The 11,943-nt window shown below is 50.3% G+C and carries 14 protein-coding genes and 2 tRNA genes; 5 read left to right on the top strand and 11 right to left on the bottom strand.

Annotated features, from left to right (window positions below):
• Positions 1–26: 26 nt before the first annotated feature.
• Positions 27–770: a response regulator gene (locus ACFQO0_RS12620; RefSeq protein WP_382235159.1), complete on the bottom strand. Its 744-nt coding sequence runs from the start codon at positions 768–770 to the stop codon at positions 27–29.
• A gap of 331 nt (positions 771–1,101) precedes the next feature.
• Between ACFQO0_RS12620 and ACFQO0_RS12615 the strand changes: the two genes are divergently transcribed.
• The 3 genes from ACFQO0_RS12615 to ACFQO0_RS12605 all read left to right on the top strand — a co-directional run bounded on the left by ACFQO0_RS12615 (position 1,102) and on the right by ACFQO0_RS12605 (position 3,820).
• A complete protein-coding gene (locus ACFQO0_RS12615; protein ID WP_382235157.1) occupies positions 1,102–2,073 on the top strand; it encodes an alpha/beta fold hydrolase in 972 nt (323 codons plus the stop codon).
• 348 nt (positions 2,074–2,421) lie between these two features.
• Positions 2,422–3,231, top strand: a complete 810-nt coding sequence (gene gntA, locus ACFQO0_RS12610) for a guanitoxin biosynthesis heme-dependent pre-guanitoxin N-hydroxylase GntA (protein ID WP_382235155.1) — start codon at positions 2,422–2,424, stop codon at positions 3,229–3,231.
• A complete protein-coding gene (locus ACFQO0_RS12605; RefSeq protein WP_382235153.1) occupies positions 3,224–3,820 on the top strand; it encodes a DUF1989 domain-containing protein in 597 nt (198 codons plus the stop codon). Before gntA ends, ACFQO0_RS12605 begins: the two co-directional genes overlap by 8 nt.
• A 181-nt stretch (positions 3,821–4,001) precedes the next feature.
• On the opposite strand, the gene ACFQO0_RS12600 is transcribed toward ACFQO0_RS12605, so the two are convergent.
• Positions 4,002–4,253, bottom strand: a complete 252-nt coding sequence (locus ACFQO0_RS12600) for a hypothetical protein (protein ID WP_382235152.1) — start codon at positions 4,251–4,253, stop codon at positions 4,002–4,004.
• Between ACFQO0_RS12600 and ACFQO0_RS12595 the strand changes: the two genes are divergently transcribed.
• A tRNA-Arg gene (locus ACFQO0_RS12595) sits at positions 4,226–4,302 on the top strand. The genes ACFQO0_RS12600 and ACFQO0_RS12595 overlap by 28 nt on opposite strands.
• Positions 4,303–4,401: 99 nt before the next feature.
• Here the strand turns inward: ACFQO0_RS12595 and ACFQO0_RS12590 are convergent.
• The 7 genes from ACFQO0_RS12590 to ACFQO0_RS12560 form a co-directional block, all read right to left on the bottom strand.
• Complete coding sequence (locus ACFQO0_RS12590; RefSeq protein WP_382235151.1) at positions 4,402–4,653, bottom strand: hypothetical protein; 252 nt, start codon at positions 4,651–4,653, stop codon at positions 4,402–4,404.
• Between the two features lie 20 nt (positions 4,654–4,673).
• Entirely contained in the window at positions 4,674–4,919 is a 246-nt protein-coding gene (locus ACFQO0_RS12585) for a hypothetical protein (RefSeq protein ID WP_382235149.1), read from the bottom strand.
• A 258-nt stretch (positions 4,920–5,177) separates the two neighbouring features.
• Positions 5,178–5,254: transfer RNA gene (locus ACFQO0_RS12580), tRNA-Pro, on the bottom strand.
• Between the two features lie 75 nt (positions 5,255–5,329).
• Positions 5,330–6,673, bottom strand: a complete 1,344-nt coding sequence (gene glmM, locus ACFQO0_RS12575; RefSeq protein ID WP_382235147.1) for a phosphoglucosamine mutase — start codon at positions 6,671–6,673, stop codon at positions 5,330–5,332.
• Positions 6,674–6,703: 30 nt separating this feature from the next.
• Positions 6,704–7,552: a dihydropteroate synthase gene (folP, locus tag ACFQO0_RS12570; RefSeq protein ID WP_382235145.1), complete on the bottom strand. Its 849-nt coding sequence runs from the start codon at positions 7,550–7,552 to the stop codon at positions 6,704–6,706.
• A 99-nt stretch (positions 7,553–7,651) separates the two neighbouring features.
• Positions 7,652–9,559: an ATP-dependent zinc metalloprotease FtsH gene (gene ftsH, locus ACFQO0_RS12565; protein ID WP_382235143.1), complete on the bottom strand. Its 1,908-nt coding sequence runs from the start codon at positions 9,557–9,559 to the stop codon at positions 7,652–7,654.
• A gap of 126 nt (positions 9,560–9,685) precedes the next feature.
• Complete coding sequence (locus ACFQO0_RS12560) at positions 9,686–10,330, bottom strand: RlmE family RNA methyltransferase (RefSeq protein WP_382235141.1); 645 nt, start codon at positions 10,328–10,330, stop codon at positions 9,686–9,688.
• Between the two features lie 95 nt (positions 10,331–10,425).
• Here ACFQO0_RS12560 and ACFQO0_RS12555 point away from each other — a divergent pair, with 95 nt between their 5' ends.
• A complete protein-coding gene (locus ACFQO0_RS12555) occupies positions 10,426–10,896 on the top strand; it encodes a YhbY family RNA-binding protein (protein WP_382235139.1) in 471 nt (156 codons plus the stop codon).
• Positions 10,897–10,922: 26 nt separating this feature from the next.
• On the opposite strand, the gene ACFQO0_RS12550 is transcribed toward ACFQO0_RS12555, so the two are convergent.
• Positions 10,923–11,378 carry a DUF4149 domain-containing protein gene (locus tag ACFQO0_RS12550; protein WP_382235137.1) on the bottom strand — a complete coding sequence of 152 codons (456 nt, stop codon included), beginning with the start codon at positions 11,376–11,378 and terminating at the stop codon, positions 10,923–10,925.
• On the bottom strand, positions 11,379–11,852 hold the full coding sequence (greA, locus tag ACFQO0_RS12545; protein ID WP_382235135.1) for a transcription elongation factor GreA: 474 nt from the start codon (positions 11,850–11,852) through the stop codon (positions 11,379–11,381).
• Between the last annotated feature and the right edge of the window lie 91 nt (positions 11,853–11,943).

Here is an 11,943-nt window from a genome sequence, read left to right as displayed (position 1 = left end):
ACGTACCTGCGTCATTGCTTTACAACTCAGCGTATTGCACTTGCATCAGAAGTAAACACATAACCCGAGCCACGTTCGGTTCGGATAAAACGCTCCTTAGAACGCAAGCCTTGTATCTTTTTACGCAAGCGACCGACCTGTACATCAATCGCGCGGTCATAGACTTCATCATTATGCAGACGTGACAGCTCCAGCAATTTTTCTCTGGAAAGCACGCGTTGCGGCGCCGCCAAAAATGCTGTCAGCAGATTGAATTCGGTATTGGTGAGCGCAACATCCTGCCCTTCTGGATCCACCAACCGACGCAATCTGACATTCAATTCCCAACCGGAAAATCGATAAGCGCGTATGCGCGACAAACTATCAGCAACGGTTTCTTGTGCGCGGGCGCGACGCAGTAATGCGCGTATGCGAGCCAGTAATTCACGTGGTGAAAATGGCTTGGTCAAATAATCGTCTGCGCCCAGCTCCAGCCCCATCACGCGATCGGCTTCTTCCTTGCGACCGGTGAGCATGATGATGGGCAGGTCAGAGTCATCACGCAATTTGCGCGTAATTTGCATGCCATCTTCACCCGGCAACTTCAGATCAACTATCAACAGATCCACGGTTTCTTTTGCCATGACATCCAGCATCTCCCGACTATCGGCAACTGCGGTCACTTTGTAATCATAGTCACCCAGATAATCACAAATCAACTGCCTGATCATAGGATCGTCATCGATCGCCAATACGTGCGCTGTTTCAGATGTTGGCCTTTGGATTTTCATGGATTTTTCTTCAACTTCCTGACGGTGTGGCGTGGAAATCAAAAGATACACTGCGATGCAGCAAAACGGAAGTACATGTCATTTGTCACAATTCAATTTTACTTATCCACATGCATGTAGCGTGAGGTGCAACGCGGCTTGCTGGTTTCACATGGCCTCGAGTGCTCCAGCGTGGTGCGTTCTAGATGCTGGCATTTGTTGCAATAGATAAATTAAACATGCCGAACGACACAAAAATCGCACTTACTGATATTTGCAAGTCATTTCAAAGGGCTAAGGTTGATTAGCCTAATTAGGCTAATTTTCGATCGCTTATCGCCTGGAGAAACACATGTCTGAAGATGCAAAAATTAACGATTCCCGTCGTTCCGCATTAAAAGGTGGAGCTGGCGTGGCAGCCGCACTCAGCCTGCCCATCACCGCATTTGCTGCAGAAAGCAATAAAACGTCCGCCAGTATTCATACAGGAAAACACAATATGAATACCTTTACCTCAAAAGACGGTACACAGCTTTACTTCAAGGATTGGGGATCGGGTCAACCCATCGTGTTTTGCCACGGCTGGCCTTTGAGTTCAGATAGCTGGGAATCGCAAATGCTGCATGTCGCCTCGAACGGCTTCCGTGCCATCGCACATGATAGACGCGGCCACGGTCGCTCCACGCAACCATGGAACGGCAATGAAATGGATACCTATGCCGATGATCTGGCTTTGCTGTTGAATCTGCTGGATCTGAAAAATGTCATCCTCGTGGGCTTTTCTACCGGAGGTGGCGAAGTGGCTCGCTACATTGGTCGCCACGGCACCAAACGCATAGCAAAAGCTGCGCTTGTCTCCTCGGTCCCTCCTCTGATGTTGAAAACCTCCAATAATCCGGGAGGCTTGCCACTCGAAGTATTCGATGGCATTCGTGCGGCATCGATCAAGGACCGTTCGCAACTATATAAAGATATTGCCAGCGGCCCGTTTTTTGGCTTCAACCGACCAGGTACCAAAGCTTCGCAAGGCATGATTGATTCTTTCTGGGCGCAAGGCATGCAAGCTGGCCACAAAAATACCTATGACTGCATAAAGGCATTTTCAGAAACAGACTTCACGGAAGATTTAAAGAAATTCAATATCCCGACCTTGGTGGTCCATGGCGATGACGATCAAATCGTTCCTATCGGCGCGAGCGCGCACATGTCTTCCAAATTGGTAAAAAATGCCAAGCTGATCGTTTACCCAGGCGCACCTCACGGTTTGACCGACACGCACAAAGACAAACTGAACGCGGATTTGCTGGCGTTCGCCAAATCCTAAATATTTCATCCAGACGCAATGGACACGCAGCTGGTTGTAGATCAACCAGCTGCAATTTGGCAACGCATCGTCCTTTTTAAAAAAACAGGACGTTCTTTGCACGTTCAAGACACTTTTCGCATCAATGAGACAAAACCAATCATTTAATTACGCGATTAAACCAGGACCGCATAAATATCCTGTACATACGCTAGTGTTTGATACCTGCATCGAAACCCAAATTGCTGTTTACTCGGATTGTGCCGGCATTCTGTAAAACGCATTGCGCTGAAGCATTTCCTGCAAACCTACATGCATACGCGTATTTCTCTGATACAGCGAGCAGGCATCATTGATTATCTTTAACGGATGGATAAAGCGACCCAAACACCCGCGCAATCTATCACCCAGGAAGATAATCCTTTCGATAGTAAGCAAGCGCTTGAAAGCAGCAACTATGCAGGATTCATCGACAAGAAACTGGTCGCTGGAGACGATCTGAGCGAGAGGCCCGATCCCTTGCTCGGCTTCATCCATGATTCGTTCCGCGCGCTGGTTTTAAACCCTCAGTTTTCCTGCGTGGGAGCGAAGTCAGCGATACAACAAGGTGGCTATCGCTTTGGCCATTACGATCTAGTGGCGGGAAAAGAAGCGACCGCCGGACTGGCCCGTGACCTGTTCCACTTCCTGCAAGAGCAACCTATGCTGGATGGCGAATTCTCTACCTTCGTCGCCACCTTTTCGAATCCCGTCATTCACTCGGAAGAACAATTCGAAAAATTGCTGTGGCAGCAGTTACAGCAATTGCATGAATTAGATGCGCCGTTACATGCATGGGATCCACAAGTCAGCGACGATCCTGACAATCCGCATTTCGCTTTCAGCTTTGCTACCCATGGCTTCTTTGTGGTCGGCCTGCATCCAGTCGCATCACGTTATACCCGACGTTTTGCATGGCCTACGCTGGTATTCAATCTGCATGAACAGTTTGAGAAATTACGAGAAGCCGGACGCTTTGAGCGCATGCAGGACGTCATTCGCTCGCGGGAGAATGCACTGCAAGGTTCGATCAATGAAAATCTGAGTGACCACGGATCCAAATCCGATGCACGCCAATATTCGGGACGGCCTGTCAGCGATGATTGGCAGTGCCCATTCTCTACCAAGAAAGATGACTGAACTGATGGAACAGCGACACATACATCCACAAAGCGGTACTGCATTCAAGTTGAAGAGTGGACAGGTTCTGCGCGTCATCGATCCGATGGGCGAGCAGGTTTCGGACTTGATGGCCTACAGCGAAGCCGATCTGGATGAATACCTGTCATCCGGCCGCACGATTGATTACGCCAATACAATCTATGTAACCAGCGGCCACACCCTCTATTCCAATCGCAGCAATCCGATGTTCACCATCCTGCAGGATCAGGTCGGTCGCCATGACTTTTTGTTGACGCCTTGCAGCCCCGAGACCTTCAAGATCATCTACAACAATCACGCGCACCATCCGAGCTGCTTTACCAATCTTGCGCAACACCTGGCGCCCTATGGGATTGCACCGGACAGAATTCCCACCACCTTCAATATCTTCATGAATGTAAAAATCGCAGACAACGGCGAGCTGACGATAGCCCCGCCTTTGTCAAAGGCTGGCCAGTACATAGAACTGCGTGCAGAGATGGATATGATCGTCGGCGTGACGGCATGCTCGGCCGAGATGTCGAACAACTACTCGTTCAAGCCGATTGATATTCAGATTTATGACTAGTGACGACTAGCTGACAAGGCTGCGATGCATGCCATTAATCGGCATGGATCAAATCACCTTACGCAGATGTACTTTACACACCATCCGATTGCGCCGCATTGATACCGATATCAGTCGTGCAAGCGGCTATTCAACATTAAAATGTTTACCTAAGCGCAAACCGCCGTTTGATACTGACGCCTTATCCAGTTGCAAGCTTGAGCGTATCGGATTTGATGAAAATAATAAGTGGCCTACTAAAGACGCCAAACCTGTGCACAGAAGAAGCTTGGTGCAAGCTACGCGTCACCCTGTACGGCATTGAAACCTCGCGGTAAAAAAGGCATAATGCAGCACCTTTGCAGCATACCGTCAGCTGCTCCTTGAGCAGCACAGCCTGACGTTTCATGCCGCCGCACAGCATTTCTGCCCATAGCTCAGTTGGATAGAGCATCAGCCTTCTAAGCTGAGGGTCACAGGTTCGATTCCTGTTGGGCAGACCACTTCTCACTCCCATTCTGTATTTTCTCGATTCTGCCCTGATTGTTCCGGCTTCCCTGGACTCATAATCGAAATAATAGTGAGTGGACCAGCCCCCGCTTCTATTCTCTAAGCTCGCTCACCATTGCATATCCTTTGGCAAAACCCGCCGCCAACGCCTCATTCGCAGAAACGTAATCCGCATCGTCACCAGACTCTGCTGCCAACTCACTTTCCGCTGTCGCATCTACTCCAGGTTCGCAAACTCTAACCGTATAGTCCCATTTATGTTTCGCGTCTTCTTTTTGCAAAGCGGTAACGTGAACCTCCATCCCTTTGTACAGTTCGGTACTCCAGTTTTGCTGTTTATCCATGGTTTGCCATCGGTGAATGTTTACAAACGGTCTGACTGAGCTTTTAGCGCAGCAAGCATTGAAAAATTAGGGCGCGGATCATCCACTTCAGGGTTTGGTGATGGTACCGGGTCTTCCTTTGGTATCGGATGTTCGCCGGGCAAAGGATCTTCGATAGGCTCTGGAACCGGTGCTTTGTGCGCCTCCACGGGCAATGCAAAAGCGCACATTGCGGAAGCATGCAAATATTCGTGAGAATTTACAGCGGATAATTTCAGTTGGCGCATGTTATTCACCTTGTTTAATAGTCTCAAACAACCATACCACGGCATCGATAGAAATTCGATGCTGTGAGCATAGGCTTTGCTACAAGTGCTCACTCAAACATTAAAGGAAAACAATAGAATTAATTAAAATTACGGAGATGGCTGGTGTGTATCAGAGCACCGAGGTGGGCCGAATGTTCCTTGGCGGGAGCATTGGAAAATGCAGGGAAAAATGCGGACGAAAAAAAGGACTAGCGATTAGGCTAGTCCTTTAAATTCTGGTCGGAGTACAAGGATTCGAACCTTGGACCCCCTGGTCCCAAACCAGGTGCGCTACCGGGCTGCGCTACACTCCGAAGAACGAAATAATACTGCAATATGCGGCATCGGTCAACGACTAAAGTGCTTCCGATATCAACATTTCGCAAAAATTAAGTGTTTAATTTTGCTGCGATACGTTGCGCCATCTTATCGGCCGTTTCGCCATTCCTGGCTTCCACCATAACGCGGATCAATGGTTCGGTTCCAGAGGCACGAATCAAGACCCGCCCGTCGTCACCCAATTCGGATTCAACCAGCTCTTTTTCAGCCAGCAAACCGGCATTTTTCTTCCAGTCAAAACCCGGCGCAACTTTTACATTGATCAATGTTTGCGGGAACATTTCGACATCCGCCGTCAATGCCGCTAATGTTTGGCCGCTACGCTTCAATGCCGAAAGGATCTGCAGCGCAGAAATGATACCGTCACCAGTCGTATGCTTGTCGAGGCACAGCATGTGGCCAGATCCCTCACCACCGATTAACCAGCCACGTTCCTGCAATGTTTCCAGCACATAGCGGTCGCCGACATTGGCACGGACAAATCCGATACCCATTTTTTTGAACGCAACTTCCAATGCCATATTCGTCATCAACGTACCAACCGTTCCTTCGATTGTTTGCACGCTCATGCGGTCCTTGACGATGATGTAAAGCAGTTCGTCACCATTGAATATCCGGCCAGATGCATCAACCACAATCAGGCGATCAGCATCACCGTCGAGCGCGATCCCGATATCCGCCTTATTGGCTTTGACTGCTTCAACCAAAGCCTGGGGCGCGGTCGCGCCAACCTTGTCATTGATGTTGAAGCCGCTCGGTTGATTGCCGATAGCAATGACTTCTGCACCGAGTTCATGAAATACATCCGGCGCAATATGATAGGCAGCCCCATGCGCGCAATCGACGACAATTTTGGTGCCGCGCAAATCCAGTTCATTGGGGAATGTACTTTTACAAAATTCGATATAACGGCCACGCGCATCGTCCAGTCGTTTTGCGCGGCCCAATTTTTCCGAAGCAACGCAAGTCATCGGTTTGTCCAGCGCAGCTTCAATTTCTAGCTCTATCGCATCCGGCAATTTATTGCCCGAGGCCGAAAAGAATTTGATGCCGTTATCGTCGTAAGGATTATGCGAAGCAGAGATGACGACGCCTGCGGATAAACGCAACGCGCGCGTCAGGTAAGCAACTGCCGGTGTAGGCATCGGCCCGGCCAGCATGACGTCAACCCCAGCGGCCGAGAAACCCGCCTCCAGCGCCGCCTCCAGCATATAACCGGAAATCCGCGTGTCCTTGCCAATCAGGACGACAGGTCTTGCGGAGGTTTTTGATGCTATGGATTTGGTCAGCACCGTGCCGGCGGCATAGCCGAGTCGCATCACAAAATCAGGGGTAATAGGTGACACACCGACTTTGCCACGGACACCATCGGTGCCGAAATATTTTCTGGTCATTTTTTGATTTTTATTTCTGGTTTAATTTTTTTAGTGTTGGGCTGTGTGCAACGCATGCCAAACCGTCAATGCATCTACCGTTTCCGCCACATCGTGCACACGCACTATACGCGCACCCTGCGCTACTGAAGCCAGCGCCCCAGCCAGACTAGCTGCCATACGCTGTTCGACAGGCTTATCCAGTATTGCGCCTAGCATCGATTTACGGGACAAGCCTGCCAGCAATGGTAAATCGAGTGCGGCTTGCAATTGGCCGATATTTTTCAACAAGGCGATATTATGCGCAAGCGATTTCCCGAAACCGAATCCGGGGTCTATGCAAATTCGATCACGCGCGATGTGCATTTGTTCCATCGCAGCTATGCGTTCACGCAAGAATGTACTGACATCTGCAACGACGTCCTGATACTCAGGCTTCAATTGCATACTTTGCGGATCTTTTTGCATATGCATCACGCATAGTGCGCAATCCAGTTCTGCAACTGTCTCCAACGCACCCGGCGCACGAAAGCCATTGATGTCGTTGATCATGTCGGCACCGGCAGCAATTGCTTCGCGCATCACTTCCGGTTTGTAAGTATCGATGGAAAGCGGCTTGCCGCAATCGCGCAAGGCAAACACCAGCGGCATCACGCGCGCCAGTTCATCCATCAAAGCAACCGGCTGCGAACCTGGACGTGTGGATTCTCCGCCGATGTCGATGATGTCGACACCAGCAGCAATCATTTCCTCGGCATGTGAAATCGCCGCATCCAGCGCGTGGTATTTGCCGGCATCAGAAAATGAGTCTGGCGTTACGTTCAAAATCCCCATGACCAAAGGACGCGAAGCAGCATCCACGGAAAGGCGGTAACGACCACATTGCAAATGAGTCTGCATAAAATTTAACTATAAAATTAAAAAGGGTGAGGATCTCTCCTCACCCTGCATTTAACGCATCACTAAAACCATCAGTACTTCAAGCAAATCGCCGGATATTTATTGCGCAGGTGCTGCTGGCGCTTCCGGCGCAGTTGCCGTCGGCGGGACACCGCCTGAAGGCGTATCAGACGTTGCACGCTTGACTGGAATGCCGTATTTAGGCTGACGTGGATCACGTCCTTCCATGATGTCATTGATCTGGTCGGAGTCGATGGTTTCCCAATCCAGCAGGGTTTTTGCCATCAGCTCAACCTTGTCGCGATTGTCTTCAATCAGCTTGCGCGACAACGCATACTGCGTATCCAGAATCGTACGAATTTCAGTGTCTACTTTTTGCTGTGTCGCTTCCGAAACCGTTTTCGACGAAGAACGTCCGAAGTAAGCATCCTGCTCGGTATCTTCGTAGACCATGGTACCCAGGCTTTCCGACATACCGTAGCGGGTTACCATTGCGCGCGCCAATTTGGTTGCACGCTCGAAGTCGTTCGATGCGCCTGTCGACATCTGATGCATGAATACTTCTTCAGCAATACGGCCACCGAACAAAATGGAAATTTCTTCCAGCATCTTGTCCTTGTACATATTCACGCGATCATGTTCTGGCAACTGCCAGGTCAAACCGAGTGCAAAACCACGCGGCATGATCGTCACTTTATGTACAGGGTCTGCCTTCGGCAACAACTTGGCCACCACCGCATGACCGGACTCGTGGTAAGCCGTATTGCGACGTTCTTCTTCGCGCATCACCGCTGACTTGCGTTCCGGACCCATGACGATCTTGTCTTTGGCATCCTCGAAATCCTGCATTTCAACCAGACGCTTGTTACGACGGGCCGCAAACAACGCAGCTTCATTGACCAGATTGGCGAGGTCAGCACCAGAGAAACCAGGAGTACCACGTGCCAGGATATCGGCCTTGACGTCAGTAGCGATAGGCACCTTGCGCATGTGCACCATCAGGATTTGTTCGCGACCACGGATATCCGGCAAGCCGACAATCACTTGACGATCGAAACGACCTGGACGCAGCAAGGCTTTATCCAGTACGTCGGCACGGTTGGTTGCGGCGATCACGATGACACCAGCGTTCGGTTCGAAACCATCCATCTCAACCAGCATCTGGTTCAAGGTTTGTTCACGTTCATCATTGCCGCCACCCATACCGGCGCCGCGATGACGACCGACCGCATCAATCTCATCGATAAAGATGATGCAAGGCGCGTGTTTTTTAGCGTTCTCGAACATGTCGCGCACGCGCGACGCGCCGACGCCGACAAACATTTCGACGAAATCAGAACCGGAGATGGTAAAGAAAGGCACCTTGGCTTCACCTGCAATGGCGCGTGCCAGCAAGGTTTTACCGGTACCTGGAGGACCCACCATCAATACGCCGTGCGGAATACGTCCACCAAGTTTCTGGAAACGCGTCGGATCACGCAGGAACTCGACAAGCTCCGATACTTCTTCCTTGGCTTCATCGCAACCAGCAACATCGGCAAACGTTACGGTATTGGTTGTGTCATCCAGCATGCGTGCCTTGGATTTGCCGAACGAAAACGCTCCGCCCTTGCCGCCGCCCTGCATCTGACGCATGAAAAATACCCATACACCGATCAGCAACAGCATCGGGAACCATGAGATGAAAATTTGCGAAAGGAAAGATTGTTCTTCCGGCTGTTTGACGTCGAACTTCACGCCGTTATTTACCAGATCGCCGATCAGGCCGCGGTCAAGATAGGTAATCGCCGATTTGATTTTTTTGCCATCGGTCGTAGTCGCAACAATGGTGCGATCTTCGATTGTGGCTTCCTTGATGCGTTTGCTTTTGACTTCGTCCAGGAAATCCGAATACGGAATCGCCGCTACAGCGCCCGATGTACTACGTCCATCGAACTGCTTGAACACGGTAAAAAGAACCATCCCGATGACCACCCATATGGCGGCCTTGGAAAACATATTGTTCACTAAGACTCCTTGGACGCGTAATGCGCCTTTTTTCTAAAATGTAGTGTCGATTCTACTCGTAATCATCAAGGCTTGCAGTATCTGATATAGGGTTAATACATGCATAAACAAGGGGTAAATCTGTATTTAGAGCGGATTTTTCAAACCTTTTCCGAGCAAAAATATTTCAGACGATTTGTCGCGGCTGGCTTTAGGCTTCTTTTGCGTCACCGTCTTGAATTCCTGTCGGAATTTTTGCACAATTTCATTAAAACCTGTGCCGTTAAAACACTTTACCAGCAAGGAGCCACTAGGTTTCATATGATGTTTAGAGAAATCAATGGCCAGATCGATAATATCCATCATGCGTGCGGCGTCGGCCACTGCGATCCCGGACAGATTGGGCGCCATATCCGATAACACCAGATCAACTTTTCGCCCCGCCACCAACAGCTCCAGCTGCTCCAGCACTTCTTGTTCGCGAAAATCGCCTTGTATATAGTTCACGTCGGCAATCGGCTCCATCGGCAGCATATCCAGCCCGATGATCGTGCCGTTAATGCCCCCGCCTACGCTGCCTGACAGTTTATTACGGACGTATTGCGACCAACTGCCGGGCGTACAACCCAAATCCACAATAACTTGACCGGGCTTGATCAGTTTTTCGGTTTCGTCGATTTCTTTCAGCTTGTAGACAGCCCGCGCGCGGTAGCCTTCTTTCTGCGCCAGCTTCACATACGGGTCGTTAATATGATCGTGCAGCCAGTTTTTGTTTAATTTCTTCTTTGCCATTCGCGTAGAATACTAGTTTTAAATACTGTGGGACAAAGTTTGTCAGGTTCGCAATGCGTGCCGCGGCAAAATTATCCCCGTCACCATTGCCATTTATGTTGAAACTTACCCCGGCCGAGCGCAGTTCCCTACGCGCTGAAGCGCATGCTCTCAGCCCTGTCGTCATCATCAGTGAAGACGGCTTGAAACCCAGCGTTCTCAAAGAAATCGATAACAGCCTCAATTCGCACGGTCTGATTAAAGTCCGCGTATTCGGCGATGACCGCGAAGCGCGCGTTACCATCTATGACACCATTTGCGAACAACTCAATGCAGCGCCTATCCAGCAAATCGGCAAATTGCTGGTAATTTATCGCCCGAAGAAAGATGCGCCGAAAGAACGCAGCGAAACACGTGGCAAAGGCATGCGCGAAGTTACCATCGTCAAGCCCAGCCCTAGCGGAACCAAACGTCCGTCAGTCACAAAAGTGATGGTCAAAGGAAACGAACGTGTCACGCAAGGCGGCTCGATCAAGCGCGCCAAGCCGCGTCAAACCAGCCCGAAGAAATCGTCGCTCGGACGATAAAACTCTCGTTAAGCTTCGACTAAGATTCAGCGAAGTTTAACGATCAGTGCAGCGCCAAGCAGGCTCTGCACAACATAAATCCCGGTAGAAACACCATGCAGGATGCCAAACTGTTTTTTGGCATCCGCAATCACTGCGGCGTCCGTCACGCTATGCAACACGAGGCGCAAATCAGCCATATATGGCTGAATGCCGAAATAACCTGCCAGCGTGCACGCAACCATCGCCAGGATCAAATAACTCAATGCCTTAGGCGGCTCACTGTATTCGCTGCGCTTTGCCTGGAATAACAGTGCAAGCAAGGCCGCCGCGCAAAAAATACTCAGCCACGCAACGATATTAAACAGGCTGCCTGCAATTGTGCCGGCCAGCGCCCGATCACTCAGTGTGGAAAACAAGGTCGGCGCAACCACAAATCCTACTGCCCACAAGGTCCCCACCCAAAAGGTTGCAATCAGCAATCGCGCGCGTGACAGGAACATTTAGATATACCTTACTTGCAGGACTTCGTACTCGCGAATGCCTGCCGGCGCTTCTACAGCCACGACATCGCCGACGAATTTCCCGATCATTGCACGTGCAATCGGCGACGTGATCGATACTTTCTTTTCTTTCAAGTCGGCTTCATCAATACCGACGATTTGATACGTTACTTTATCGCCCGAATCCAGGTCTTCCAGATCAACTGTGGCAGCAAAAACAATACGGCCATCTGCTTCCAGCGTAGTTGGATCGATGATCTGCGAAGTACCCAGCTTGCCTTCCAGATCAGCAATCCGGCCTTCGATAAAACTTTGACGCTCTTTGGCTGCATCGTAATCTGCATTTTCAGACAAATCGCCCTGCGCGCGTGCTTCGGCAATGGCGTTGATCACCCATGGACGATCTTTTGTTTTCAAGCGATGCAATTCCTCTTTCATGAGGTTCGCGCCGTGAGGTGTGATTGGAGTGGTCATTGCTTCTTGTCTCTTAAAAGTTGAAAACCACAGAGGCCGCAAACAGCACCGGAATCCGGCACCGCGTGTGACCTCTGTGGTTAAGTTTGAC

Source organism: Herminiimonas aquatilis, assembly GCF_042665175.1.
In the GTDB taxonomy this organism is placed as follows: Bacteria; Pseudomonadota; Gammaproteobacteria; order Burkholderiales; family Burkholderiaceae_D; genus Oxalicibacterium; species Oxalicibacterium aquatilis.
Note: the sequence above shows the minus strand (reverse complement) of the source record. Positions and strands in the feature narration are given on the sequence as shown.